Here is a 24,613-nt window from a genome sequence, read left to right as displayed (position 1 = left end):
AACATCGAAGCGCACTCCTGTTAGGAGCGGCGTCGTGTGCAGTGCACCCTTCGACCTAGTGCTATTCAGCTAGGCTACGTGCGCGCTAACTCGACCAGCCGTCGTCGTGGATGTGAACCGGGATATCGTGCAATCCTACTTCATCCCACTCGCTATCGAGCACGCGATTATCATCCAAAGCCCCCGGAACGATTGGCACAACTGGCACAATAGGATTGCTCATCAGTAGGCCACCTCAGGTCGAACATACGGAACCAGCTCGATGAAGAACGGCTCGCCCTCCACTTCACCATGTTGAGCAACATGACGAGCCAGCGCAGCATCGTCGTCTTCGCCCGCCTCAACTAAGATCGCAGCGCCAAAAGCCATATCAGGAGTTTCAGCCTCTAACGCCGTCACCCTTGCCTCCATCCTACGCAGCATACTGCTTTCCTCCCCTGAACTGCTCCAGGTCATCAAACGAGTAGCACTTCAGCCCATGCGGCTGGCCTGCGCTTTTATCCGTTCCTGAAGGTTTCCGTTGTTGTGCGGAGCCAAGCTCACAGACACGTCTGATCAAATCACCCATTACCCCTACCCCAGTGCTTCCTCGGTCTTCAGCGATGGCTTGATTATGCGAACAATCAACGAGTGGTCCTTTGCGATAGGGCCGTTTGCAGCCTCATAGTCTTCGACGGCTTCGGCCTCCGTCTGCCCCAAGTGCTGAATGATCCGGTGCCACTTTGCGGTTGCGGCATCGGTTTGGCATTCTAGCGCTTCGACCCGCTTGCTCATTCTTGCATTCATTGTTTGGCCTCCAGTGCTGATATCCGTGTTTCGAGATCGCAGGCTTCAACAAGCTGCTTGTGCGCAGTCAGAAGCGCTAAGACCCGGCCTGCCTCATCAGGCGTTACCTCACCATCAGCGACAGCCGACAACACCGAGGACGACGCTGAAACAGTGTCTTCAGCGGTCCTAATCTTGGGAAGCTGGAACTTGACCGGCGAATCCTTGCGAGGCGGTGCAATGCGGTCCAAACAAAGGCGCATCGCGGTCATATCCCCTTCGAGTGCCTTCTCGATGCACGCACGCGTCAGGCCTTCGTGCTCGCCTTCGAGCAGCGCCTCGACCGCCAAGGTTGTCTTGTGCCGCGAACCCTTCTTGCTGCCTCCAAGCTTATTGCCCTTGGCAAACCTGCCGTCCGAACCTTGCCCGTCTTTGATCGGCTTCTTCTCTGCCATCAGCGGCCCCCTGCCGGGTTGGAAAGCCCAGCCGAAACCGCACCGCCCAGAACCGGCGCGCCATACCAATCAGGGAAGACAACATGCAGGTGATCGCCTTCAGGCAGCATGTAGGCCTCAGGCTCAACCCGCTGCACCTCAGTCATAAGCTGCTGCATCGACATTCCCGCTGGTGGAACCAAGTCTAGCGCCGAGCCGTCCAGATGAGCGCTGTTTGCGGCTGGCGAATAGCCACGCCTGCGCATGTCCTCTTGATACTCAGGCGTTCTAAACCCTGACGTCACCCGCACACCGGGGATTGCTTGCTCCAAGCTGCCCACAACGTCACGTTGAGGCGCATCTTCGAATGCGTCCCACTCATCAGGCGCGCTGCCTCCACTGCCGTCTGCATCCGGGAATGCATCCCAGCTATCGCCGGTCGCCCCGCCTGCGGGCAATTCACCTCTAGCAGGCAGAGGATAATCGAGATCATCAAGAACCGAACGAGCGTCTTTGCGGGCCTTCGCGATCGCTTTCTTCGCAAGCCTGCGCTTGCCTGTATCGCTTTGCCCCTCATACTCCTCAGAGCCGATCAGACCCAGCAGACCATTGTAGGTTAGGCGACCAGCAATCTCATGGTAGCGGTCATATTCTTCAGGGGTGTAATCAATACGCTCCCCATCCTCGGTAAAGCTCTTACCCGGTGCAGACACGCCTTGTTCTAGTCTCAGCATCTCAGCAACGACCAGATCGTTCTTGCTCTTGGACTGCCAAAACGGTGAGATGAAATCAGGGCCAAGGCTGTCCATCACGACCGGCTCACCAAACACATCTCGGCGAGGCAGTAGATCATCTGACATTCCGGGCATGCGTGCCTGTATGGCCTCACCCACTCCGTCGCGGGTGCGAGCAATAGGGTCAATCTGGCGAGCCACACCTGCAACGCCAGCAGGCACAGCGAATGAACTTGCCGTGCGCTCAATCCAATTGCCTGCATGTCTGGCGGGATCGCTAAGGCCTTCGACAAATGATGACACACCAGACAGCCACGTCTTGCTTGCGAGGTTGCCCATTACCGAGGCAACAAGCATCGTGCCTTGGTCTTCCTTTTGCCGGTCGCTCATTCCCTCAGGCAGCGTGGCCATGTCAGCGGCAACGCCAATGGTGGTCGAAAGAGGATCTAGCCGGGAATAGCTGATATAGCGGTCGCCAACCTTGATTGAGTAAGGCTGCCAGCCGTCAGCATAGAGCAGCTTGGCCTTCTTTGGATCAGAAGGAACTGCGCCAGTGATTAGACCCTGCTGTGCGAACTGATACATCAGCGTAGCAATGCCGGTTCCGATAGTGGCTTTTGCCAGCGCCAAGTCGCGGCGTTCGCCGCCAGCCTTAAAATCATCACGCCATTCCTTGATGAGCGGAGCGGCTGGGCTTCGTTCCGCAGCGTATTTCATCAAGTTGACCGGAGTGCGAACGAATGGGGCGACCACCTTAGCTAGAAGGCTGTTAGAGGTGATCTGTGACACGCCTTGCCCGACCGGGCCAAGCTGGCGTTGGAAGGTCAGATAGCGGCCATAATCCATCGCCCGCTCAAGCATGTCATCGGTGGGGTTCGCTGATAACTCAGCGACACGCTGTTCAAGCGCTTCCCCCTTGAGGCCTTCGCGGTGGGCATTGCGAACAGCAAGGCCGTTCAATTCCATGCGGCGCGCCATGCCTTTGAATATCTGGTCTTCGGCGGTGAGGAACCGAGTGGGTAGCCGGATTGCTTCGCCCTTCAGGCCGGAGATGGACTTGAATTCGTCGCCCTCTACCTTCGACACAAAGTCATCAGCTTCGCCAGTGCGCAGGGCCTTGGCAAAGAGCTGCAATCCCTCCTTTGTCCCCTGCACTAGACCAAAGGTGCGCGCACCAACTTCACTTGCAAGAATGCGGTCTTTAGCCGCCTTGCCAAGCAACGCTTTACGGCCAGCGCCGACCCCAGCCGCAAGGGCATATTCGGGAATTTGAGCCATCGCCGTGATGGTGTTTGAAACCATGTTGACGACGTGTGTCGGCGGATTGCTCAGCAGAGCGTTGATATAAAGCTCGCTCACCTTATCGCGGAACTTTGGCTTAGCCGCCTGTTCGGCCAGCGCGTTGAACTTGCCTGGTCCCATCTCAACCGCTTCAATCAGCGCATCAGCAGCGTTCTTTAGATCGCCCTCGCCGCCGCCGCCGCGAACGAATGCACCAAGCACATCACCCCGAACGGCCCGGCTGGATGCAGACATTTTGAATTGCTGCAACACCCGGCCAGCCTCAGCAGTTGCCCCAGAGACTTGTTCTTGGATGGCAACATGGCGCACCCATTTTTGCCTAAACTCGGCAAGCAATTCATCACCTGGGCTATCCAGCTTTTGGAGCTTACGCGCTGCGTTCACCAGTTCATTACTCGACTTGGCTAGAATCTGCCTAGCGGCCAGTGCTTCCTCTGCATTGAATGCCTGACCCTTGCGCCGCGACAAGAGTTGGTCCGGCGTCATGTTTAATTCGCCAGCCAGCCGCTCTGTCTCAGCCTGCGTTATGCGCCCCCGGGTGGCAGCATCAAACCCGCCCACCGCACCATGCGACTGTTTAAGCGCACGGCTAATATCCTGCGGGCTGTCGAGCTTGGTAACATCGACATTGCCGACGCGAGTAATCGCATCGGAAGGCCATTCCTCATAGGCCTGCACAGGCGGGAACGGCGCATCGTCAACCGCAACGCTGGATCGATCCTGATAGATTGGGCCATCAGCCTCAAACTGCTGTTGCTCCAGATCGAAGCGCTCAGCCCGCATTGCATCAAACGCTTCAACTTGCGGCTGATCATCGGCAAGAAAACGACGCCCCGGACCGCCCTCATATGTTTCCCGCAATGCACCCAGAAAGGTGTTTACATCAGGACGTTCGACCGACTCTGGAAAATAGCCAGCCTCCCATGCTGCTTCCGCTGCTTCATCAAGGGTCAAGCCGCCCTCATTGTCCACGAGAGGGCCGAACCGGGTTTCTTGCCCAACGTGGTCTAGACCGCGACGTGCAGCGTTCGTTAGCCCCATCGTCGAAAGCTCAGTGCCTTGATCTTTCAGGCCCCCACGAGTGCGAAGGAAACCAACCATGTCTAGCGGCCCAACCTTAGGCACCGCTTCACCCCGCGCGTTGGTTACGGACTGGCGCTGGAGCGCGGTTGCCTCATTCTCGGGTCGAGCCTCCACAAACCGGCCTGCATCAATCGCATCATCAACATCAGGGAGATTGCCCGGCAGCGGCAACATATCGCGCGGCTGGACACGGGAAGATGATGCCAAAAGCTCAGCGCGTGTGCTTGGCTGGGTAAGCGGCCTTGCAAGCTCCATCACTTGCGCCGGTTCATCCTGTGCAGCCATCGCCAAGTTTTGCGGCGCGCCATCGTCAGGGAATACGGCCCATTCATCAACCGGAGGAGCGCTGACTTGAGGCTGCGCACTTTGAGCAGAATTCCGCCGTAGCGCCTGAGCCGCACGCTGTACGGCTGGAACGGCGTGTTGAAGCGCCTTACCACCTACGACGCTCAGACCCGCACCCAAGGGCGCTGTTTGCGCGCCGCCTACGAAGCGCTGACTTACATTACCGCCCGTGCCCAAGAAGCCCTCAGCAAAGCCAGCGCCCGCCCCAACTTTGGCCAATTGCGGCACAGTGCGAGCGCCCGCTCCGTAAGGAATCACCAGACCAGACGTAATTGCACCGCCAAACTTACCGCCAGTCGTGGCGTAAGGGTGAGCGTCAGAATCATAGCGAAGGATCGCATCGTTCTGTTGCTGGTTGTTGAGCCAGATATCCGGCAAGCGCCGATCCGAATTCCAGATATTCTCGCGCCCGGGCGTTGCCCCTAGCGTGTCAACAACAGCGCCCAGTTCGTCCAAGCCTTCAAACAGGAAGCCCGAACCGAAGCCGCGCACGCCCGCACCTGTTGCTCCATCTCCCCGGTCAATCTGATAGGCTGGAGCCTTCACATAATTTAGGCCCCCTGCCTTGCCATGCTCTAAGTAGTAATCGCGTGAACGTTTAATCTCCGCAGCATTGACAATGCCCCCCTTATCTCGGGCAAAAGCCACCGCCTTCATGATGGGAACATTGGGGTCATAGGCCATCGCGAGGAACGCCTTCGCATCCTCTTCGCGAAAGCCAGCCCAAGGCGTTGGCATGTGGGGTGAATGCCCTTTGGTTTCCAATTCAGGCGGACGGTAACCCGGAGCGCGAACTTCAGAGGGCAAGTCTGTTGGCTGCGCGTGAACACCCAGCCGATTGAGCCGGGCCTGATTTTCTGTGTGCTGATACTGAAAACGCCGCTCAGGATCGCTTTCGAGATAGTCTGGAGCAGCGAATGCCTGACCATAACGAAGCGACTGCAATCCGAGGTCATCGCCATCAACCGTTACCGGGGCGACCAGCCGCCCATAACTCTTAGACTGCACCTCGCCAATCTCGGGAAGGTCCGCCGCTGAAAGCGTATCATCCAAGAACCTCTTGGACGCCTCGCCGATCATTACCGTAGAACCGTCACGCGCAAAGCTCTGTTGCGTCAATTCAGGCGCATCAACACCCCAAAGCCTAACCCGTGTATCGCCATCGCGGATCGTATCCCCGTCAGTAGCGATAGGTTTTTGCAAAACCGGCTGGACTGGTTGCATTTGCCGACGCGGTTTCTTGACTTTTGGCTTTGCCCTTGGCTGCTCAACGCTTGGGAATGCGGCCCACGGGTCAGCGCCCTGCGGTTCAGCAGGGGCGTCTGGAAAGGCGTCCCAATCATTCATCAGGGCCGCACCTTCACGCGGCCATCTGGCGTCCTAAATCGAGTACCTGAGGGAAGTGCTTGAGCCTCGGCTGGTGAAGCAACAGTTGGGAGGTCTGTGTTAGGACGACCGCCCTTTGCTGACGCTCTGCCCCTGCCTCTAGTTCGAGCAACCTGCATCCGATTGCCCTGGCGCAAGCGTTCCATGCTTTCGCGATTGCCGTGGCGGGTTGATTCCATCCGCAAATCATTGCCAGTGCGATGATCGTCCAACGCTGTGTCACGATTAAAAGCGGATGGGCCAGATGACCGAAGAACATAGTCCTCCACCGCGTTGTAATACTCATCGGTGCCCGGTTCGAGGCCTAGGCGCTCAGCGTACAGCTCAAAGTCCTCTGCGCCGTCATAAAGTACATCAGACTGTCCGGTTCCGGGATTGTATTGAACCCGGTCGCGCCCAACCGTGAAAGGAGCGCTGGCCCTTAGATCAGCCTCATTCTGGCGTTCAAAATCCTTATAGCGCCACTGCGCTAGCATCTTGGCGTGATCCGCGAGCGAAGACTGCCGCGCATGGTCCGCTTGTGCCCTTTGCGCGTGGTACTGACCAACCGCTACTCCGCCATCGCCGCTAGCCAAACCACCTAGCGCATAGAGCTTGCCGCCCAGATTCGGATCATTGAGGAACCCGCCCTTTTTTGGCTGCTTCATCGGTCCAGCTAGAGCATTAGCGACGCCTTCATAGTCGAAGGGCGAACGCATGGAATTGCCTAGAATACCCGACCGCACGGCTGGCCGAATACTAGGAGCGCCGGAAGGCTGGCCAACAGCATCTTGAGCCATGACAGCATCAGCGCCCTCGGTGGCTGGATTGCCCTCGAGGCCGTTCTTTCGCGCCTCGTTGAGCATCAGGATTCTTGCCGCGTCGCGCGTGCCGTAACGCGAGGGTGGCAAACTGCGCGCGCTTTTTCGACCGCCTCCGAACAGCATATTCTAACCCTCCACCATCAACGCTTGGATTTCCTTGGCCCTCACCATCGCGGCAGGCCCGACCCACTCAGAAACCATGTTCAGCTCATCAGCGGCTAAATCGTCCCCCCTGTCAGCGAGGACGGCGGCGACAGCGACACACTCGGCGGCAAGCCCCACTAAGTCATCGCTTGCACAAAGCCCGATTGCGGTGGCCAAGCACTTCATGAGGCGCCCGCCATCTTCAGTGGTTGTTGAATGAGCAAAGGCCAAACGACCGAAGGCCAAGGCTTCAACAGAAGCTGTCACGTCGTCATCGCGGACCGCGATAGACAGTGCCGCTTGGGAAAGGGTTCGAAGTGATTGAAGTTCGCCATGAGCAGCCGGTGCCAACTTGGCGTATGGATTTAATCCACCCAGGTTCGCTGAGACCTCTTGGCTCCCGCCTTGCGCACCATCGCCAAGCACTCGCGCCCGGACAACCTCTCTGAGGTATTCGGACACGCTGCACCCAGACCTCTCGGCCTCTTCTGCAATCTTTGAATGAATCTCCGAGCTGGCCCGGAACGTGATCTTAACGTCTTGCATTGTCAGTCCTTCTGTCTCTCGACGATGGAACATCAGAATAGGGTGCTGATAGCACGGTTTTTTTTGTCGGTCAAGCGTCGGACAAATAGGCTTTCCTATAAGCTATCCGTCTGCCATCCGTGGCGAATGACCAGACGCACCACCCTAGCCGCAAGCGTGACGACGACGCCTTTCCGATCCGCATTAAGTTGGCTGTGCCGCCTAATGGCTTAGTTAGGCTGGCGGATGATATTCACGCCTGGTTGCGTGGCAACTTAGCCAATGGAGCCTTCGCTGCTCACAGTGCTCGATCTATTGGTGGGAGCGCGATGGCAGTCTATTTCGTGACGATTGAGGATGCCGTCGCTTTTGCAAGCGCATTTCCCGATGTAAAGCTGGCAGGTAAAGCGAGCTTTGTGTGTTTGCGATTTGAACTTTGACCTACTCACTGCCGCTTGCGGTTTTAGTGAATGTCCAACAAGTGAAAGCGAAAAATCATGCAACAAAGACTGTTTCATATTCAACGCGTGACAGTTGATCATGAAGGCGATTCTGAGGGGGGAATAATCGATACGACTAATTGGCAAACGAACGAATTCACCAAGGGGATAGAGAGAGGCTTCAACCGTAGTCGTGCATCGTTTCTCGAAATCGCTGAAGCTGATGATCCACGGCTGGTGCTAGATCAAGGCAACCTGACGCAAACCTACAAAGACAAAGACGACGCCTTCAAGTTAGCGAAGGCCACCAAATTCAGGGATATTGCATGGCACCTTTGGGCGTACAAAAGCCAAGCTTTAAAAGTGGCGAGAGAAGCTATTTTCGAACAAGTAAGAGCAACTTCCTTCGCAAACCTCCCAAGCCGCCGGCGTTCGATTTGGCTCGCCGAAGAAGAACAAATTTCAAAATGGATGACGGCCTTTCAAAGTTATGCGCAAACGACCAACATCAGAGTCTTCGAAGTTGAGGTAATGGCCGAAGCGCGCATACACGTCTGTGACCCCAACTCGATCAGAGACGTTGTTGAATTATCGGAGTTTGCGAGCCTGGCCGAAGACTACTGGCAGGGAAAAATCTCAATTCCCACCGATCGCGAGTATATGATGGAGGGCAAAGTCAGATTGCTAAAAAGAGTGAGTTAATTGAAAAGACAGTAACTGAACTGGGCATATCCCCTCCTAAATACGTAACTGGGCCCTGCCATATAGTGGGTATGATGAAGTCGATCACTACCGCTCAATTCTTCCGCAAATACCCTGAGACGCTTTTTCGAATTTGGTTTCGATTCTCCGGCCTTCGACGCAAGCGTAGCGACGAAGGCGTCAGCATCACCTTTTTGCGTCTTGTGGAGTGCGACAAACTCCTCCAGACGACCTTCTGATTGAGCCTTCGCTAGCGTCAGCGCTTTTTTGCCTGACGTTCCAGTTCCTCCTTTTGAATCAAGTGCTTGATATGATTCATGTTTTGCCTTTTGCGCGTTTTGTGATACTATCACGATATGCGCGTGATAGCCAAAATGGGTGCTAAGGCCCTCCCTTACATCGGGCTGGGGCTTGCCACAATTCTAGCTCTAATGACTATACGATACGTTGACGCAACAGCCTCATACGCCGTGGGTGCGGCGATCCTCATTGCGGTTGCATGGCGACTTTGGGCCTTAAATCGTTGAATCCAAGAAGTCTGTTTGGCTCGGTGGCTCCTTGAGGCTTCGGACCCGAACAACATGGTGCTCTTCGACTTTCCAAGTTTCGTCCTCCTGCAACTCTTCAATAGTCTCCAAATCAACGTCCATCTGAATGCCAATGAGCATTTTCGGGGCGCTGTTTGAGCCTGGCATAATACGAGCGCGAAAATCGTCATCGTCCATAAAGGCCCAAAGTGTTCGGTCGCCTAGGCGGAAACGCCATTTGCTGTCATCGTCTGCGAGAGCGGGGGCTATCAAGGTTAGCGTAACGCGGCTTGGGACAACCCTCGTCGTCCGCGTTTCTGTTACTACTTCAACACTGTCTGCACGAACACTGAACTCGCTCCTTGGAACGATCACACTTGGGCGCTCCCCTGCGCGAAAGGATATGCCGACGCCGGTGACGCTGTTGTCGCGCTGCAATTCTGAGTAAACTCTTCGCGCCTTGTCCTGTGTCGTCCGCGACTGAGCGATTGAAGCAACAACCTCCTCCACTTCAATTCGGTCGTCTTGTGTGAGGTTTTCAATCAACTCGGGAACCTCGGTTGACACCCAATCCCAGAGCGCATCCAAGCTTTTGTTTACGGCCCAACTGCCCGCTTCTAGCGCAAAGAAAATTCCCACTGCTAGCGCAATGGTTTTCAGTTTTTTCGGGTTATCAATGACTCCACTTACAGCGTGAATTACCGAATTGAGATTAATACTACCTTCTGTGCCGCTGATTAGCTCAACACGAACCTCCATAAATGGATCAGCTTGAGCAGCCGCCTCTTGGATCATGCGTGACCACTCAATTGCGGCACGACTGACGACTTCAAGGTCAGCGCGCTCTCCCTCTTTTAGAGCGATATAAAGACTGAGCGGCGTCTCGTTGACAGGCATTGCGACAGTAGCCATTTAACCCCCTGAAAATAGATCAACTGAATTTATTCCCGAATACTTAATAGAATCAATTTCCAATACCAATGGGATTAATCTCTAAAATACCGACACCTCCAACAATCCATCGCGAGATTTCCTGATCCGCGCCGTCTCGTCCATGTAAGTCATCGTGATCTTACAGTTAGAATAAAATGGACTTCTGCAGCAATGTAAGCGAACCTCCTGCCCAAAATCAGAATAGAGCTGGCCTAACTAGTGTTTGGAGATTGAAATTGATGCGGCCCTTTTATCTGCTTCTCGGTTGGTCTCTCTTTCTTTCCATCCCAACAAGAATGGTGGGTGCAGAAACGCGTGAACTCGCCAACCTCTCAGAGTATCTGGCCGCAAAGGCGGCGGTGGAGGATATGTATAGTACTGGCGCAGTGAACACCGATTGCTCGCCAATTCTCTTCTCCATAGAGGATTCAGGCGAGCTTGACCTTAGGCTGCTAGCCCAAAAAAACTACGAGCTAGAACGCAGGCTCGTCAACGCCGGTATTCCTGAGGAATTGTGGCGTTCAGAGTTTCGGAAATTGGAAGAGAAAGCTGTCGCTCTAGAAACAGCCTACACGGCAATAGACAAGCAATTCGGCTTTGTGCGGTCAAGCGGCCCAAACTCCACGATGACTGACCTCATTCAAGCGTCAAAGATTGAAGAGAACTTGCAGCTTCACTTCAATATTCCCGACCCAGAAAACGAGGATTCCAATGAATTTAACCTGGACCTCGATGACGAGGTTTTGCAAAGGATTGGGGAGTACTATGAAGTTCTGAACGAGCCGCCCTGTAACGTAGGTAGTCTCACTGCAGAGCTGCGAACTATCCCGCCGGGCGCAAAGGTATTTCTATCGACGCAAACCGATTTGAAGATTTGCGAAATACGCGGAATCGACCCCTACGATACTGAAAATTGCTTTTGGCGAGAGGAAACCGGCAGCCAGTTTGTGATCGTAGCGGGCAAAACGCCGTATAAGGCGATCTGGTCTGACGGCACTGTTTCGACTGGGCAGCGTAGCTTCGACCAAGAGGTCCAAGGGGAAAAATCCGTGTTTGTTATCAAGAAATGAGCAGAGCTAGTGGTCACCTTCGAATCATTCTTTAAGGAATATCTGACTCTGATCGGCGCTGGCGTCGCCGCGACCGCATTGGTTATGGTGTCCGCCCTTGCTAAGCTGACTCCACCATGGCCTCCCGGCGTTGCCCAACTGACAGCAATAGCCCAGTTGGTGGTCTTAATCCTGGTATACCTTCATTATCGCGGTGCACCGGAAGTTAGGATTTTGCGCACAGTTAGATGGGGGGCATTTTTTAGCGGCCTTTTCGCGTTGCTGTACCTCGTCTTATTTTCGCTACTTATCTTTGAAATGCCTAATGGCGACAACGGTTTGCGCGGCCTCGAATGCAAAGAAGTTATCTACGAAATTTATGAGGGGTCATGCCCGTTCCTGACGCGGGCTGAAATCTCTGAGGGGGGCTATACAGCGGAGAAATTCTGGACCATGCGGAGCATCTTGATCGCACGCATACTCATGCTGATTTCATGGCTGGGTATGTTCTTGTCACTTGTCTGGACTTTCGCTTCTTTCGCCGTTCGGAAGAAAGTTGACCTGACATGATCGACCTTGTGTTTGAGCTGAATGTGATTGGTCAGTAATCTATCCTTCCTCGGTGATCTGAGACTTGCGGTCGACACTCTAAGCAGTTGACTCGTCACCCCCCGATGCCAAACAGCGTTCGGGGCGATCAATAATGTGCAATCTCTATCGCACGACAAAGACCGTAGACGAGGTCGCCAAGTGGTTCGCTGCCATTGAAGCGCTTGGCGGTGCGAACTTCACTTCAGAGGTCTACCCTGGCTACCCTGGTCTAGTCATCGCTGATGGCAAAGTTCAGCAGATGAACTGGGGCTTCCCGCTTACACTAAGGAGCAAGAAGACGGGCGAGCCGCTCAAGCCCAGGCCAGTAAACAACACGCGTTCAGATAAGCTCGATAGCTACATGTGGCGACACTCGTTTGAGGAGCGCCGCTGCCTCATACCGTTGTGCGCTTGGGCTGAGGCCGAGGGGCCGAAGGGAGCTAAGACCCGTACTTGGCTATCACTGCCCGACACGGAGCTATTTGCCTGCGCCGGTATCTGGCGGCGCTCAGATGAATGGGGTGATTGCTACTCAATGGTGATGACCGATAGTGCCGGAGAAGTTGCATCTGTGCACAATCGAATGCCTGTGATCTTGAGGCCCGACAAATACGCCCAGTGGACTGGAAGCGATACAGCCACGGCCAAAAGCCTTTGTCGTTCCTACAACGGTCAAATCAAGATCAACCGCACTCAAGATAGGTGGGCTAGCTAGGCCGATCCGACCGCCACTGAGCTATTGAACAGTTCCGATATCACCGGAGAGAAGTTGCGCAAATCGGTGGCCAATTTCGCCCCATAAATTGACGCCGTCTAAATCGCCGTCAGCCAACAGCTCATTTTGCCTTTGCGTAATGTACGCCCACCCCTCGCCTTCGTGGTTTCTTTCAACCCAAAGGGCTGCGGCCCAAAGTTCGTGTTCCCGGATCACATCCGTTAACCGAGCAGGCCAAAAGCGCGCAAAAGATAGCCACCACTGGCCAAGGCTAGCGCTATCGCGGACAGAAGTGCAGCAGTTGCCAAATGCCTTTTGTCTGGCCCGGTGACCACCTCACCAGACGTATCGACCGAACGCCAGACCCGCCACCATGCGCCAGCCGCAAACAATCCGCACAGTGCGCCTAACCCAATCAACACAGTGACGGGTTCAAGAAGGTGTCCGCTATCCATGAGATTGCACTAAGAGCGAAGCCAGAGTTTGTCTAACCTATTGGCTTGCGCAGAGAACACTTGCGATTGCGCCAAGTCCCCCAGATCGCAGAGCAACGTGGCCAATTCCTGTAGCACCGTCACTGTGTTGCGCTTGGATCGCTGACAACCCGCCGCAGCCGATAGCCGAGAGAACGTTAGAGCCTCAGCCAGACAAACAACCCCGGTCAGATCGCGCCGCCCTTCTGCGGCCTCATGTGAGCGGCTGGCCATCTCTCGCAGTGATCGAACATCACCGCCCGCAGCCTTTTCCACCAATTCCACCAATTCAATCCTTCTGCTGTTTGCCCAACCGGACACCTTCACCACCAGCGCGGCTCACTTCCTCATTGCCGATAAACACGACGCCCGCCTTTTCGAGAGTCTGACGGATCGCAAGCACCCTATCGGGGTTCACTTTGTCACCGCGCTCGAGGCGCACAATCGTCATCCGCCCCACTGGATCACCACCAGCAGCAGCTTTTTCCCTTAACTTGTCGATTGACCAACCCAGCAAAGCGCGGGCAGCGCGGCATTGTCTCGAAATCATGTGAGACTAAATGCACCACTTAAGCCTTGCAGTCTAGGGCAACTGGTGGTAATAATTGTATCAGCACTATAAACAGTGCGGCCAGCCGGGAAGGTAGTAGCTCCCCAAACTGGCCTGATCTCAACAGCCTAGATGGAAGGCAATTGGACTATGAACACCGTTATCGAAACAAGCGTGAATGACAAGCAGGCCACCGGATTAGAAACTGTAGGTGGCGAGGCAGCAACGCAGAACCTCACCGATAAAATCAACGCACACCGCAGCAAAGACCGCTTCGCAGAGAAGTTGGATGCATGGAAGAATCGCCGCGCGGGTTACAATTACAAAACCGCCGAAAACCTTACACAAGAACAGGAGGACGACCGCTATAATCTCTTGCTGATCGCAGAGCGTGAATTACTCAATACTCCAGCCAAGACGGTTGGGGACGTTCGCGCAATCGCTGAGATTATCTGGCAGGACCCCAACAGCCTACCCTTACCTGAGACACTTGCAGCGCTTTTCTGTGGCCTAGTTGCGCTCGACAGAGGAGGTTCAAGCCGGACTTTCGACCCGGCAGAATGGCTGCACTATTACGAACTTAATGGCGGCGGCTGGATCGAGAATGAGGAAGGCATCACACTCATGCAGCCCGCAGAAATGTCTGAAGGGTTAGCGGACCTAATGTGGACCTTAGAAACCCGTGATGGACTAGAGGCGGTCAAAGCAGAAATCCACTGCCAGGGCGAAGCAGAGCAAAAACCACAGGCGACATGGGGTAAGCTGCTCTCTGACTTTGAGACCGCCGACGCGCGGTTGAAGCAGCATTGCGAAATCCGAGACGAGTCCAAGTGCGGCTCACCAGAGAATAAGGCTCATGAGGCGAAAACAGCGGACCTGGCTGATGCGCAATGGGATTTGCTTGAAGCCTTGTTTCGCCACCCATCACCAGACGCAGCGGGCTTTCGACTGAAGGCAAAGCTATACGCTGAAAACTCGGTCTATTCATCTTATCAGAGCCAAGAATTCGCGCTTGTGATCGCACAAGAAGCTAAGCGCTTCACTGACTAACCCGAGCCATCCAGAGAGGCGGGACAACCGCCCGGAGCAAACGCAGCCCCGTTGTCCAAACAGACTGCGATCCCTGAGGCCTCAGCGCTACAGCGTTGGGGTTTCTTTTTGGGAAGCCCGCTTATGCTCGAACCATGGATGACAAGACCTCAGACACCCCCTTCGATTGGGGCCAATTTGTTTGCGAGTTCAGAATAAAGAATGTTCGAATAGTCGCGACGTTTGGCTCAGATGGCGGAGCAATCTCAGAGGCACTTGCCGAGCTTCACTGCACGGAAGGGCGTCTTCAAACCTATGAACAACGCGACGATGGCCCGCTCGACCAGCTAGAGTATCACTTTGGCTTCTCCGCCATTGATGAAGCCGACCCACTCGCCAGTTCATCTTCAATGGGGCGGATTGTCATGATCGGACGCCACCAAAATGGGCTGCGCCTCGAGATCAGAGGCAACGGCTGGATTGGGTACGATGAAAAGGGCAACATTGAAGGACGCTTTGACAAGCCCCCCATCATCATCACCGAGGATGGCGACACGCCACCCGAGTCTATTGAAATGCCGAGCGACGAAGAGTTGATGCGAGGTGCAGACTTTCCTCTCCCGCCAGACTTCAACCGGGCAACCCGCCGAGTTCCAGGCCATGAACAGCTAGATTGGTAACCAACCCAATATGGCTTCAATTGGCTCGTAAAAAGCTGCACAAAACGCCTAAATCGAGCACCTCAACTGACATAATGCGAGAGTAAATCATCCCAAGTAAGCTCGATCAGAATGTTGCCGCGTTCTTTTGCATCGCCGCAGTTGCTGGCCTTTTGGCGATCACGTTTTCAATGGGTCGAATATCTGACGGTTGGGATGCTAGAATCGAGTTTGAGAATCGCGCAATCTTTCAGGCCTCTCTTGATAAAGAGCTTTTGGATTGTGGCGACGAACCAACGGTTGACTGTGCTGAACGCGCGAACGCCAAAGCGATTGACAGCTCCGTGGAAGGGCAAGACCTCCGTGCACAACAAGCCATGGCAAAGTGGGCAGGTTGGTTACTCATTGTCACGGCTATAACAGCCGTCATTTCCGGAGTTGGTTTGTTCGCTCTGTTGCGAACTCTCAGCCTAGCCGAAAAAGCCAACAATATTGCGAAAGAAGCGGTTAGCTCGCAGATACGGCCGTGGGTGGAGATCAGTATCGACTACGACTTTGGAACCACCCTGTGGGTCGCACACAATGAGGTGGAACTCAAAACTCGCATCGTTCTGAAAAACCATGGCGCGTCACCCGCAATTGACGTCAATTACTTCCCTCTTTTGTTTGATGGAAGGCCGACTTCTGGTGATGTAAAACGTGAACTGACAGACGACCTGCAAGCTGGCGACCTTGTGGGCGGACGAACTGCTATTTTTCCGGGCAAGGAACGCCGGCGAACATTCAAGTCTTCAATCACTGGGAAATGGACAGAACCAACGCATTTCACGTTTGCAATTGGATTGATATATCGAACCCAAGGCAATGAGAGCTGGCACACGTCCATCAAAGTCTTCCCGCTTAGAGTCAGGAACGGTCCACACGCGACGCAGGTTGAAAAAATCAAACTTCCCAAGGAACACCAAAACGATCGATATAGCTGCATTCTGAATGAAACCACAGAAGACGCAGGTTACTACGATTGAGTGCAGGGCAAACTGTCCTAGCGGATAACCCAGCCTCTTCGGCCATCGCGGTAACTAACCACTTGTCGTCGTCCATTCCCCAGAGACTTGGACAATTTGCGGGGAAGCAGAAGTCGTTATTGTCAAATCCCGAAAAACTCACTGGAAAACAGCGCCATTTGGCGCAAATACTCATAGATGCTAAACCACCGCACTCGCTGGACGAATATCCAGATGAAATGTCGCTAAACTCGTCCTGCCCGCTTGATCTGCTTAGCAGCGTTCACCTTAATTAGGAGAGGTCGGTGTCTGGGTGGAGTATCAGGGCACCTCCCAAAAAGCTGGAAGCTCAGGATAGGCACCAGCATTGAACCGCCAGCTAACCCCGCCCAGAACACGCCAGCGCGCACGCTTGCCATCCATCACCAGAGCGCGGCTGGAACCCAACCGATCAATCAAGCCGCCAAGCTTTGGGTGTCCGGGACGAATGCCGAACACATCAGCAGTTTGCCAGCCGTCTAGTGCCGCTTGCCGACTGAAGCCCTCAAGCCACCAGTAGGAAGCGCTGACCATTTCAAACCAACGGTCCGCATCAAAGCCGGGATTGGGCTTGCGGGGATCGAGCGTAGGAACAAGGCCCAACCAATTCTCTAGCTGTTGCCTTTGGGAGAAAGCCCCCATCGGGGAACCGACAGAACTGACAGAACCCACCTCTTCTATCGAGCTGGTGGGTTTTGTCGGTTTTGTCGGTGGGTCTGAGGGGCTTTTCTCCGCTACGAAATTCCGCAGCTCGTCTATGTAACCCATCAGGCTAGTCCCTTTGGATTGACCTGGTAGGTTGGCAACGGTGGGCGGCCGCCGCTGGGACCAGGCATATTGCTGGGCTCCACCCGAAGCCAACCGTATTCAACCAGAATAGAAAGACCCGCGTCGATGCGCTCGCTGTTTGCTTGAAGACCAGACCATCCCCGGCGTTCAATATCGCGACGATTGAAGCCACTATCGAGAGCGCCAGCCCTTAGGCGACGCAGGATAACCCGCGCCGATTGAGCCGCATCATTGGTTGCCGATCCGAAAATTCTCATGGCGTGAGTTTCGAGAAATTCACCCCAAGCCATAGCCGACAGAACCGACAATTCCCCAACTGGACCTTTACCGTCGCTCATTAGGTGGTGCAGCAGCGCAAGTGACGGGATTAGCGAACGATACTTCGCAAAGTGGCTTTCTAGCGCAGGGTGGTGTTCTTCGGAACGCAAGCGCGTCATCTGGTCGGTCAACCAAACCTTGAACCTTTCCCCGGCAGCCTCGTCGAAGCGGAGAAACGGAAAGTTCGGGTCGTTCTGATCCACGTGCGCGTCAACACCGTCAGGAGTGAAGCCGTCAAGATACTCGAAGAGGCGGAACACCCGGTCGCGATACTTGCCGTTCGGCACACGATCCACATATTCCCATGACTTTGGCATATCCGGCCAAACAGCCATGGCGAAACGTTGCAACAATCCATCATCAGTGCGGCCTGAAACCGCCCCATCGACATAGCTTTGTATCTTTGCTGGCTGTGTGCCGCCGAGGACGGAGATCGTTACAGACGGAATGCGCAGGTTTTGCCCGCGACCAATCCGGTCAGTTGTATATTCTCCGTCGCCATTCCACCCCTGTAAGTAGAATGCCCGAGCCTCGCTGTTCTCTTCGCGCTCCAAAGGCTTGAGCAGTCCCATGATTTCATCTTTTGAAACTAGCAGTCCGTTGGGGTTGGCGCGCAACAATTCACCGAGCGCCTGATACGACGAATCATTAGTTGAATATCGGCGCAATACTGGGGCGGACTCGTCTTCGATGCGCAAGCCGGAGATGTCTGCGCTGACATCCTTGGCAAGTGCCTTTTTCATCGCCGACTTCGCAGCATCTTTGCGCATGTCGCGTTCTAAGGAGCCAGCGTCATACTCGGCCTGAGCGTCAGCGTGCTGCTCGCTTGCCTTTGCAGATAAGCGACCCAATGGCTTCAGCGCGTGGCTTATTGCTGGCGATTTCATCATACCCGGACGACCGATCAAGCAGCCCCAAAGGTTAGGAACCTCGCGCCAGTCATCATGTTGTTTAGGACGGATGCAGACCTTTCGGCCCACAACCGACGCAGCGCTAACCATTGCCGGAACAGCGACACACTCAGGCGGCGTTTGCATGCGGTCGGAGATGTCGAACACCCAATCGCGCATAACCTCTGGAAGCATGGAGCCATCGAAATCAGCGACGGGGTAGAGGCCACCGGGAAGCTCGCAGGGCTCAGGCCAGATGTCGATTGGCTTGGCACGTTCGAGCGCATCTTTGATTGCAGGCGCGTTCATTGTGCCGCCTCCATTTGAATAAGCTGATTGAAGTCTTTGGCCCCGGTGGGAAAGAACGCCCGCGCCTCTAATCCGCGCTGCGCGTATGCCCACACCGCCTTGTTGGCAGCCTCGCGGCCTGGCCCATCATTGTCGCCGCCAATGGCAACTGAGCGAACCGTGGGAGTGAATTGCACTTTACCCAGATTGCTAGTGCCACAAGCGGCCCAGACTGAACGTTCAAGCTGTTGTTGAAGCGAGAGCGCATCCTCAAGACCTTCAGCAAGGATCATCTCAGACGTCATAGGTGCGAGGCGGATCGCACCGCCAGACACCTTACCCAGCGAGAGCTTCGCTTTAGGCACCTCGGCCTTGCCCTTGCCGTCATATGCCAAGAACGTGCGCTGAATGCCCTGTAGTGGTCCCTCAGGCGACGATATGCAGGCAATCAGGGTAGGATATACCCGCCCGCCCTTACCGTAAGGCAATTCAGCATAGCGAAGCGCCATTGGCAGCTCACACGTAATTGCCCGAGAACGAAGGTAAGTTTCTGCGAGCGTGCCTTCAGCGGGCACAGCAGCAGTCCAGATCGCCTTAGCTTCAGCAATCGTCTCAGACTTTTCCTTCGCCGCTGGCATCGGCGGCAGCTTGACCTTGGGCAACGTGTCCGCGCCCAGCATATCTGCTGCCTCGCGAAAGCCGACGCCGTGCAATTGCTGGATAAAGTCCAGCACATCACCATGCGCCCCGCAGCCAAAACAATGGAAGCGCTGACCACCATCGAAGATTGTGAAGCTAGGCGTGCGTTCAGAATGAAACGGGCAACACGCCTTCCACTCACTGCCGGACGCCTTAAGATCAACGCCAGCACCGGCGACCACATCAGGCAGGTGATTGTCGCAGCGGATTGCATCAAGATCGAGCAACTGGAATGTTTGGGTTTCCATGAAACTCATCGATCAATCCTCCCCATCTTACAGGGGGCGTACTGACCCAGCTTTTTCATAGCATACAGGATTGCCGCATCTCGGTCGTTGGGGCCGAAGTGTGCCAGGCTAGCGCCGCTATCTTCACTTGAGCTGAGCTGAAACACCTCGAAGCCGCCATTGTGTCGCCAGACGTTCATCGTTGAGAAGTCGTCAGGCAACTCCAAGACCGCGCTCGGATGGGCCTTTGTGTATCGCATCGCTTGGTGGACAGCATCGTCATACGTGCCATCGCTCAAGAGTGGCGCTGGCCCTTCATTCTCTGACCAGATCATTGCACGCCAAGTTCCAGCGTCAGTCTGCCCAACAGACACATGAGTAAGGCCGATGCGGGCGGCGACGGGTAGATGTTCAGCACTCATAGCGCACCGCCTTTCTCGGCAAGCGCGCGCTTCAAGGCCTTATCGGCATCCGAGCGTGAAAGCCTTCCTGCAGAGAAAAGGCCTCGCTTCCGACGCTGGATATCCCAGCTCGAACGCTCAACAGTCCAAACCTTGCAAAAACGGCGTAATTCAGTAAGATCGGTGTCGAGATCAAGCCCGGCTAAAAGGCTCTCAACGTGAGGCTCACGAATGGACAATGTCCGGGCGTGGGCCTTTCGCTTTTTCAGGGTAGCGTTCCCCGGTTCTTCGCGGTGCATAACTCACGCTGCTTCCGCTTCGCTGGTGGACTGGAACCGGTTCGCTGCTTTCCATGCTTCAATGTCGGCTGGGTCATAGAGAACGCGACCTCGCTTGCCACTTGTCTTGATAAATTTCGGGCCGACACCTCGTGTGCGCCAATTTTCAAGTGTCCCAGGCGATACTCCTACGCGGGGAGCCGCAGCCTTGGTGTCGAGCAAATCATTCATTTTTTGCACCTCGTGTGTTGGCGGGGACAGTGCCCCGCTTGGGATGGGTGCAAGTGAATTATCAGGGTCGGGCTCTCCTCAATTCCGAACCCGGTTAGAAATCAATCGCGGTCGTTCAAGACTTCTCTTCGATACTCTTTCCAGCACCGGTCCACGAATGAATGAGATAGCTCAACACCGAGTGCGGAGGACTTTTCACTTCGGACTGCGGCGATGACAGCATTGCGATTCGCATACCTTCCATTGATCGGCTTTTGTTTTGCAAGGAACGACTGCAATTCGGTGCGAGCGCTATTGAGAATTTCAAAGTGTTCTCTGGCTTCTCCACTCTTCAGCCACGATTTACGCCGCCCTACCGGGATTGCGTTCGTGTAGTCCCAAAGTTCTCGAAGCTCAGTAACCTCATGGATACCTTCGTAGAATTTCGCCGTCCGCGACTTTTCAGCTAATTCCCTCTGGAGATTTTCACATTGAGCTCCAATCAAAATGCGATCCCAGGCATCGAGGGCAATTCGGGGGCGACCAGCTCCTTGCCTTTTACCTCCCCTAGGCACGCTGTTCGCCAATAAGCGTGATCACATTCGACTTCTTCGCGCCCGTTACCAGCCGCTCAATATGATCCGACCATGCTTGAAGGGCGGCACGCTTTTCCGGCCCCCAATCGTGGCGTTGGTAGACACCAGCAACACCAGACTTCGATTGCCCAACATGGTTCAGAATTGCCTCAGTAACTTCAAAGCGGACGCCTAGCCTTTGCATTCCCGTTGCCAGCGTGCGGCGCAAATCGTGCAGCGTCCAGCGTTCAAGTACCTCGCCATCATTGGCCTTGGCCACCTGCGCATCGAGCCGTCGCTTGGCCTTTGAGTATCCGCTTACCGGCGTCGATCCCGTGGTGGTGAACAGAAGCCCCTTACGCGGCCAGCTATTGTCCCTATCGTCCCAAATGTCCTCAAGGCTTTCAATCTCGGCCAGCGCGCCGGACGATAGCGCCATGTCGGTCGCATTACCGTTCTTGGCTCGCTCGGCGGGAAGCGACCAAAGCGCCCTGCCCTGATCCAACTCGCTCCAAGGCAGGCCCGCTACCTCTTCGCGGCGTGCCCCCGTGAGAATGAGCAAACGAAACAGCGGGCAGAATGGATAGCGAAGCGATCCGCAGGCTTCCCAGACTAGTTTCAACTCCCAATCCTCTAGGAACCTATCGCGAGCCTTCGCACCTTCAGGTCCTTCCATCTCTAGCATGGGCGACACAGACAGATCGCCGTTGTTCACCGCCCAACGAAACAGCCGTCGTAAGATCGCAAATACCTTCTTTTCCGTTGCGGGCATCTTGCGGAGTGGCCGAAGCACGGCGGTAACATCGCGCCGCTGGATTTGTGGCAGTGACTTGGACTTGAGAACCGGCAGCGCATAACGGCGCAGTGTTCGTTCGGCATCTTCCCACGACGCAGGCCAATCGACCTTCAGGCATTCATCAACGAAGCGCGTTACGTAACCGTCAAAGGCAAGCTCGACAGTTTCCCGATGACGTTCTGCCTTTTCACTCTGGGGATCTGTCCCCTGCGACACCAGCAGTGACAGGCGATTAGCTTCAGACCGCGCTTGATCGGCTGCTATCGCGCCATGACGGCCTATTGTATAGCGCCGGACTTTAGAGCCTCGCCCACCCATCCTGAATTGAAATATGTAAACTTTACGACCGGCTGGTGTGACTTTGACACCAAAACCGGACAAGCGATCATCCCACAAAAATACATCGCGCGCCTCAGGGGTTAGACCATCAACGGCGGATTTGGATATTCGAGCGGTGGCCATGTGATTGCTAACTCACTTTCTAGCAATCACGCTAGCATGGGTCAGCGTGAACAACAATGGAACAGAGTGACTATCCCCCTGGATAATCAGAGAGCAGTGCAGGATGTCCACAGAGTGGGCCACATAACTCTTAATCAGCGGGTCCTAGGTTCGAACCCTAGTGCGTCCACCAAATACTCTCATAATTTCAGAATATTACATTCCTTCTTAACTGCCCAATTGGTTGTGGAGCCCAATCTCTCGAATTAGGCTCCCTATAGGCTCCGCTTCTCTGCCTGTGCATAAGCGTCCATCACCGCTCGATTCTAGCCTGTCTGACAACTCTTGCCGAAACTGGCTCTGAAGAACACGAGTCGCTTCACTGCATTGAGCATGGAGCTTTAGCTGCTTCCATCGATCGATTAGCAGCGGACAATCTCCAGACGTTGTATCCAAATTCAAGATCCGGTCCTACCGTCGCGGCTCGGTTGGCCGCTAGGCCGCACCTCAGCCAAATCATCGGATGCCAAACTTGCGCCGAAAGAAACTGCGCTAGAAGGAAGCTGAGAACTCCCGCGCCGTTCTTCATAGTTTCGTCGGATAATCCATTATAGGAACAGCTTTGTGAAGATCACCGACGCCGCAACAAGAGCAACACCGGATATCAAGCCCCACGCATAGAACTTCCAAGGCTCCTCATTTTCCTCGGTCCATCGATGGTTGATTCCAGCCATATCACGCCGAATACTTGCCATCTGCTTTTCTAGCGTCATTTCTTCTGGATCGATTTTTGCGGGCATATCAGAATCCAAGTTAGTCAAATAGTCCTCACTGACAAGACGAGAAAGGGGCCGATTGAAGAAGTCGGGATATGCTGCTTAAGCACACTTGTGCCTTCACAAGGCCTTCAGAGCCCTATTCAACCTGGTTTGCTTGATGCGCTCGGAGAGTCATCTTTGTGGGTTGCTTGGAAAGGTCCAGCCAATCAGATGACTGACTCACGCAAGAGCATCTCTATGAGATGGCCTTGCGTAATCCCCTCCTCGCTGCTTCCTCGACGATAGCTTCACCTACTTCAGGAACCAGCTACGGGTAAATCTGGTACGTGCGCGGGCTCGGCTTTCGACCCGGCTTTTTCCTCAAAGACCGATCTAGACGCGCGTTTTCTTCTTTCGTTGCGTGAACCTGGCGAAGAGCTTCGGTAGATGGCCTTTCAAGCGCATAAGTAATGCGTGTAAAAACCGGCGTCTCGTTCATTAACAACCTCCACAAAGGATCGGAGGCGGCCCGAAGCCGGGTGTTGGAAACCCTGCGTCACCACAAGGCGCCGCCACTTTTAGGCGGAACCTTGGACATACGCGACGGGCACCCGGCCAGCACACTTGCTGAACGGCGGTGACGATCTGAGTTTTCCGCACCTCACCTACCGGGACAGACCAGCACGCGGTGTTTCCATGTCCGATTACAATTGGATGGGCAAGTGACAATCAGAGAACTCAGACGAGTATGGTGTTCCTCTCTGGCTAGAAATCAAGAATCGCCTAGCCGGTTCAAAAAAGCAGACTTCTTGAATCTGGGCATCACCCCGCCCTACCCTCAACGCCCTATCCGTCAATTAGGTGCATTTGCTCTGACAGTGCCGGTCAGCTCAAAGCGCGAGCGTAAATCCGCCATTTACTGGATAGGTCTGCCCGCTGATCCACGCGCTCGCATCGGAGGCAAGGAAGAGAGCCATGTTTGCGATATCATCGGGTTCGCCGGGGCGGCGTACAATGTAGCGGGAGAACATCTTTTTCACCCGATCAGTATCGGCCAATTGCGCCTCGATCGCTGGGGTGCGAGTGGCAGAGATTGCTATGCAATTCGCGTTGACCTGAAACCGTGCGGCGGTGCGCGCAACGCTGCGCATAAATCCTGCGGCTCCTGCCTTCGCGCCGGCATACATTTCCAGTCCCGCATCGCCATTTCGCGCCGCATCGGAGATGATGGTGATAATCCGGCCCGGAGCGTTTCGCTCGATCAAACCCGGCATGACGGCAGCGGTGCAGTTCATCACGCCGTAGAGGTTGACGCCGATTGACTGGTTCCAAACCTCCGGCCCGGTTTCCCAGAACGGCTTCATCACATCTGCGGTCGGGTTTGCGCCCATGTTGCCAGCGTTGTTGATCAGCGTCCCAACCGGTCCCAAGTCGGCTTTGACTTTCGCAACCATGTCTTTGGCCGCATCAAGATCAGTCACGTCGCACTGGACCGCAATCGCCTTGCCCCCTTCTGCGCGGATTTCTTCGGCAACGGCCTCCGCCCTGTCGAGATGGTAGTCATTCACGGCAACGCCGCCGCTGTTGTGGTCGGACAGATGAAGAGCGATCTGCCTCCCCACCCCTTGGCCAGCGCCTGTGACCAGTGAAACGCGGCCTGATTGATCGAGCATATCTTTGTCCATTTGGTGAAATCCTCTCCTAGGCGTCT

The 24,613-nt window shown here is 54.9% G+C and carries 28 protein-coding genes; 8 read left to right on the top strand and 20 right to left on the bottom strand.

Annotated elements, in window-relative coordinates; all coding sequences use genetic code 11:
* Window positions 1-85: 85 nt before the first annotated feature.
* From AC0V6M_RS11610 to AC0V6M_RS11580, 7 genes are all read right to left on the bottom strand, one after another.
* Entirely contained in the window at window positions 86-223 is a 138-nt protein-coding gene (locus AC0V6M_RS11610) for a hypothetical protein (RefSeq protein WP_486138967.1), read from the bottom strand.
* The gene (locus AC0V6M_RS11605) at window positions 223-423 is read right to left on the bottom strand and encodes a hypothetical protein (protein ID WP_486138966.1); all 201 of its coding nucleotides are present in this window, start codon (window positions 421-423) and stop codon (window positions 223-225) included. The genes AC0V6M_RS11610 and AC0V6M_RS11605 overlap by 1 nt, the downstream gene beginning before the upstream one ends.
* Window positions 424-573: 150 nt before the next feature.
* The gene (locus tag AC0V6M_RS11600; RefSeq protein ID WP_486138965.1) at window positions 574-774 is read right to left on the bottom strand and encodes a hypothetical protein; all 201 of its coding nucleotides are present in this window, start codon (window positions 772-774) and stop codon (window positions 574-576) included.
* An 8-nt stretch (window positions 775-782) separates the two neighbouring features.
* Window positions 783-1,220 carry a hypothetical protein gene (locus tag AC0V6M_RS11595; protein WP_486138964.1) on the bottom strand — a complete coding sequence of 146 codons (438 nt, stop codon included), beginning with the start codon at window positions 1,218-1,220 and terminating at the stop codon, window positions 783-785.
* On the bottom strand, window positions 1,220-6,010 hold the full coding sequence (locus AC0V6M_RS11590) for a thermonuclease family protein (RefSeq protein ID WP_486138963.1): 4,791 nt from the start codon (window positions 6,008-6,010) through the stop codon (window positions 1,220-1,222). The genes AC0V6M_RS11595 and AC0V6M_RS11590 overlap by 1 nt, the downstream gene beginning before the upstream one ends.
* Entirely contained in the window at window positions 6,010-6,939 is a 930-nt protein-coding gene (locus AC0V6M_RS11585) for a hypothetical protein (protein ID WP_486138962.1), read from the bottom strand. Before AC0V6M_RS11585 ends, AC0V6M_RS11590 begins: the two co-directional genes overlap by 1 nt.
* A 39-nt stretch (window positions 6,940-6,978) precedes the next feature.
* A complete protein-coding gene (locus AC0V6M_RS11580) occupies window positions 6,979-7,542 on the bottom strand; it encodes a plasmid mobilization protein (protein WP_486138961.1) in 564 nt (187 codons plus the stop codon).
* Window positions 7,543-7,661: 119 nt separating this feature from the next.
* Here AC0V6M_RS11580 and AC0V6M_RS11575 point away from each other — a divergent pair, with 119 nt between their 5' ends.
* Complete coding sequence (locus AC0V6M_RS11575) at window positions 7,662-7,961, top strand: hypothetical protein (RefSeq protein WP_486138960.1); 300 nt, start codon at window positions 7,662-7,664, stop codon at window positions 7,959-7,961.
* 57 nt (window positions 7,962-8,018) lie between these two features.
* Window positions 8,019-8,663 (top strand): DUF2441 domain-containing protein, encoded by a 645-nt coding sequence (locus tag AC0V6M_RS11570; RefSeq protein ID WP_486138959.1) that lies wholly within the window; start codon window positions 8,019-8,021, stop codon window positions 8,661-8,663.
* A 515-nt stretch (window positions 8,664-9,178) separates the two neighbouring features.
* Here AC0V6M_RS11570 and AC0V6M_RS11565 read toward each other — a convergent pair.
* On the bottom strand, window positions 9,179-10,102 hold the full coding sequence (locus tag AC0V6M_RS11565; RefSeq protein ID WP_486138958.1) for an LAPAL motif-containing putative phage structural protein: 924 nt from the start codon (window positions 10,100-10,102) through the stop codon (window positions 9,179-9,181).
* A 257-nt stretch (window positions 10,103-10,359) separates the two neighbouring features.
* On the opposite strand from AC0V6M_RS11565, the gene AC0V6M_RS11560 reads away from it, so the two are divergent.
* The 3 genes from AC0V6M_RS11560 to AC0V6M_RS11550 all read left to right on the top strand — a co-directional run bounded on the left by AC0V6M_RS11560 (window position 10,360) and on the right by AC0V6M_RS11550 (window position 12,478).
* The gene (locus AC0V6M_RS11560; RefSeq protein ID WP_486138957.1) at window positions 10,360-11,193 is read left to right on the top strand and encodes a hypothetical protein; all 834 of its coding nucleotides are present in this window, start codon (window positions 10,360-10,362) and stop codon (window positions 11,191-11,193) included.
* Window positions 11,194-11,202: 9 nt separating this feature from the next.
* Complete coding sequence (locus AC0V6M_RS11555) at window positions 11,203-11,742, top strand: hypothetical protein (RefSeq protein WP_486138956.1); 540 nt, start codon at window positions 11,203-11,205, stop codon at window positions 11,740-11,742.
* Between the two features lie 133 nt (window positions 11,743-11,875).
* Window positions 11,876-12,478, top strand: coding sequence for an SOS response-associated peptidase (locus tag AC0V6M_RS11550; RefSeq protein ID WP_486138955.1), 603 nt, complete (start codon window positions 11,876-11,878; stop codon window positions 12,476-12,478).
* Between the two features lie 21 nt (window positions 12,479-12,499).
* Here the strand turns inward: AC0V6M_RS11550 and AC0V6M_RS11545 are convergent, their stop codons facing one another.
* From AC0V6M_RS11545 to AC0V6M_RS11535, 3 genes are all read right to left on the bottom strand, one after another.
* The gene (locus AC0V6M_RS11545; RefSeq protein WP_486138953.1) at window positions 12,500-12,694 is read right to left on the bottom strand and encodes a DUF6961 family protein; all 195 of its coding nucleotides are present in this window, start codon (window positions 12,692-12,694) and stop codon (window positions 12,500-12,502) included.
* A 5-nt stretch (window positions 12,695-12,699) separates the two neighbouring features.
* Window positions 12,700-12,933: a hypothetical protein gene (locus AC0V6M_RS11540; RefSeq protein ID WP_486138952.1), complete on the bottom strand. Its 234-nt coding sequence runs from the start codon at window positions 12,931-12,933 to the stop codon at window positions 12,700-12,702.
* A 307-nt stretch (window positions 12,934-13,240) separates the two neighbouring features.
* Window positions 13,241-13,501 (bottom strand): XRE family transcriptional regulator, encoded by a 261-nt coding sequence (locus tag AC0V6M_RS11535; RefSeq protein WP_486138951.1) that lies wholly within the window; start codon window positions 13,499-13,501, stop codon window positions 13,241-13,243.
* Between the two features lie 150 nt (window positions 13,502-13,651).
* On the opposite strand from AC0V6M_RS11535, the gene AC0V6M_RS11530 reads away from it, so the two are divergent.
* From AC0V6M_RS11530 to AC0V6M_RS11520, 3 genes are all read left to right on the top strand, one after another.
* On the top strand, window positions 13,652-14,551 hold the full coding sequence (locus AC0V6M_RS11530) for a hypothetical protein (protein WP_486138950.1): 900 nt from the start codon (window positions 13,652-13,654) through the stop codon (window positions 14,549-14,551).
* Between the two features lie 134 nt (window positions 14,552-14,685).
* Window positions 14,686-15,210 carry a hypothetical protein gene (locus AC0V6M_RS11525; RefSeq protein ID WP_486138949.1) on the top strand — a complete coding sequence of 175 codons (525 nt, stop codon included), beginning with the start codon at window positions 14,686-14,688 and terminating at the stop codon, window positions 15,208-15,210.
* Between the two features lie 170 nt (window positions 15,211-15,380).
* Complete coding sequence (locus AC0V6M_RS11520) at window positions 15,381-16,214, top strand: hypothetical protein (protein WP_486138948.1); 834 nt, start codon at window positions 15,381-15,383, stop codon at window positions 16,212-16,214.
* A 300-nt stretch (window positions 16,215-16,514) separates the two neighbouring features.
* On the opposite strand, the gene AC0V6M_RS11515 is transcribed toward AC0V6M_RS11520, so the two are convergent.
* The 9 genes from AC0V6M_RS11515 to AC0V6M_RS11475 form a co-directional block, all read right to left on the bottom strand.
* Window positions 16,515-16,835: a hypothetical protein gene (locus AC0V6M_RS11515; RefSeq protein ID WP_486138947.1), complete on the bottom strand. Its 321-nt coding sequence runs from the start codon at window positions 16,833-16,835 to the stop codon at window positions 16,515-16,517.
* Between the two features lie 164 nt (window positions 16,836-16,999).
* Entirely contained in the window at window positions 17,000-18,538 is a 1,539-nt protein-coding gene (locus tag AC0V6M_RS11510; protein WP_486138946.1) for a YfjI family protein, read from the bottom strand.
* Window positions 18,535-19,473, bottom strand: a complete 939-nt coding sequence (locus AC0V6M_RS11505) for a DUF7146 domain-containing protein (RefSeq protein ID WP_486138945.1) — start codon at window positions 19,471-19,473, stop codon at window positions 18,535-18,537. The genes AC0V6M_RS11510 and AC0V6M_RS11505 overlap by 4 nt, the downstream gene beginning before the upstream one ends.
* On the bottom strand, window positions 19,470-19,865 hold the full coding sequence (locus AC0V6M_RS11500) for a hypothetical protein (RefSeq protein WP_486138944.1): 396 nt from the start codon (window positions 19,863-19,865) through the stop codon (window positions 19,470-19,472). The genes AC0V6M_RS11505 and AC0V6M_RS11500 overlap by 4 nt, the downstream gene beginning before the upstream one ends.
* Window positions 19,862-20,143 (bottom strand): hypothetical protein, encoded by a 282-nt coding sequence (locus AC0V6M_RS11495; protein ID WP_486138943.1) that lies wholly within the window; start codon window positions 20,141-20,143, stop codon window positions 19,862-19,864. The genes AC0V6M_RS11500 and AC0V6M_RS11495 overlap by 4 nt, the downstream gene beginning before the upstream one ends.
* 3 nt (window positions 20,144-20,146) lie before the next feature.
* On the bottom strand, window positions 20,147-20,353 hold the full coding sequence (locus AC0V6M_RS11490) for a helix-turn-helix transcriptional regulator (RefSeq protein ID WP_486138942.1): 207 nt from the start codon (window positions 20,351-20,353) through the stop codon (window positions 20,147-20,149).
* A gap of 546 nt (window positions 20,354-20,899) precedes the next feature.
* Window positions 20,900-22,165, bottom strand: a complete 1,266-nt coding sequence (locus tag AC0V6M_RS11485) for a tyrosine-type recombinase/integrase (protein ID WP_486138941.1) — start codon at window positions 22,163-22,165, stop codon at window positions 20,900-20,902.
* Window positions 22,166-22,752: 587 nt separating this feature from the next.
* Entirely contained in the window at window positions 22,753-22,944 is a 192-nt protein-coding gene (locus AC0V6M_RS11480) for a hypothetical protein (protein WP_486138940.1), read from the bottom strand.
* Window positions 22,945-23,792: 848 nt separating this feature from the next.
* On the bottom strand, window positions 23,793-24,587 hold the full coding sequence (locus AC0V6M_RS11475; RefSeq protein ID WP_486138939.1) for an SDR family NAD(P)-dependent oxidoreductase: 795 nt from the start codon (window positions 24,585-24,587) through the stop codon (window positions 23,793-23,795).
* Between the last annotated feature and the right edge of the window lie 26 nt (window positions 24,588-24,613).

The organism is Erythrobacter sp. JB3-1, from assembly GCF_057364995.1.
The sequence above is the reverse complement of the archived record's forward strand: the minus strand, read 5'-3'. Positions and strand labels throughout refer to the sequence as shown.

Excerpts from the sequence above, each read along its gene's own strand:
- AC0V6M_RS11525 (WP_486138949.1), top strand. The coding sequence starts at position 14,686 with ATGGATGACAAGACCTCAGACACCCCCTTCGATTGGGGCCAATTTGTT.
- AC0V6M_RS11490 (WP_486138942.1), bottom strand. The coding sequence starts at position 20,353 with ATGAATGATTTGCTCGACACCAAGGCTGCGGCTCCCCGCGTAGGAGTA.
- AC0V6M_RS11510 (WP_486138946.1), bottom strand. The coding sequence starts at position 18,538 with ATGAACGCGCCTGCAATCAAAGATGCGCTCGAACGTGCCAAGCCAATC.
- AC0V6M_RS11485 (WP_486138941.1), bottom strand. The coding sequence starts at position 22,165 with ATGGCCACCGCTCGAATATCCAAATCCGCCGTTGATGGTCTAACCCCT.
- AC0V6M_RS11540 (WP_486138952.1), bottom strand. The coding sequence starts at position 12,933 with ATGGATAGCGGACACCTTCTTGAACCCGTCACTGTGTTGATTGGGTTA.
- AC0V6M_RS11570 (WP_486138959.1), top strand. The coding sequence starts at position 8,019 with ATGCAACAAAGACTGTTTCATATTCAACGCGTGACAGTTGATCATGAA.
- AC0V6M_RS11600 (WP_486138965.1), bottom strand. The coding sequence starts at position 774 with ATGAGCAAGCGGGTCGAAGCGCTAGAATGCCAAACCGATGCCGCAACC.
- AC0V6M_RS11520 (WP_486138948.1), top strand. The coding sequence starts at position 15,381 with ATGGGTCGAATATCTGACGGTTGGGATGCTAGAATCGAGTTTGAGAAT.
- AC0V6M_RS11500 (WP_486138944.1), bottom strand. The coding sequence starts at position 19,865 with ATGAGTGCTGAACATCTACCCGTCGCCGCCCGCATCGGCCTTACTCAT.
- AC0V6M_RS11505 (WP_486138945.1), bottom strand. The coding sequence starts at position 19,473 with ATGAGTTTCATGGAAACCCAAACATTCCAGTTGCTCGATCTTGATGCA.
- AC0V6M_RS11480 (WP_486138940.1), bottom strand. The coding sequence starts at position 22,944 with ATGCCCGCAAAAATCGATCCAGAAGAAATGACGCTAGAAAAGCAGATG.
- AC0V6M_RS11565 (WP_486138958.1), bottom strand. The coding sequence starts at position 10,102 with ATGGCTACTGTCGCAATGCCTGTCAACGAGACGCCGCTCAGTCTTTAT.
- AC0V6M_RS11535 (WP_486138951.1), bottom strand. The coding sequence starts at position 13,501 with ATGATTTCGAGACAATGCCGCGCTGCCCGCGCTTTGCTGGGTTGGTCA.
- AC0V6M_RS11530 (WP_486138950.1), top strand. The coding sequence starts at position 13,652 with ATGAACACCGTTATCGAAACAAGCGTGAATGACAAGCAGGCCACCGGA.
- AC0V6M_RS11590 (WP_486138963.1), bottom strand. The coding sequence starts at position 6,010 with ATGAATGATTGGGACGCCTTTCCAGACGCCCCTGCTGAACCGCAGGGC.
- AC0V6M_RS11495 (WP_486138943.1), bottom strand. The coding sequence starts at position 20,143 with ATGCACCGCGAAGAACCGGGGAACGCTACCCTGAAAAAGCGAAAGGCC.
- AC0V6M_RS11605 (WP_486138966.1), bottom strand. The coding sequence starts at position 423 with ATGCTGCGTAGGATGGAGGCAAGGGTGACGGCGTTAGAGGCTGAAACT.
- AC0V6M_RS11595 (WP_486138964.1), bottom strand. The coding sequence starts at position 1,220 with ATGGCAGAGAAGAAGCCGATCAAAGACGGGCAAGGTTCGGACGGCAGG.
- AC0V6M_RS11580 (WP_486138961.1), bottom strand. The coding sequence starts at position 7,542 with ATGCAAGACGTTAAGATCACGTTCCGGGCCAGCTCGGAGATTCATTCA.
- AC0V6M_RS11475 (WP_486138939.1), bottom strand. The coding sequence starts at position 24,587 with ATGGACAAAGATATGCTCGATCAATCAGGCCGCGTTTCACTGGTCACA.
- AC0V6M_RS11610 (WP_486138967.1), bottom strand. The coding sequence starts at position 223 with ATGAGCAATCCTATTGTGCCAGTTGTGCCAATCGTTCCGGGGGCTTTG.
- AC0V6M_RS11550 (WP_486138955.1), top strand. The coding sequence starts at position 11,876 with ATGTGCAATCTCTATCGCACGACAAAGACCGTAGACGAGGTCGCCAAG.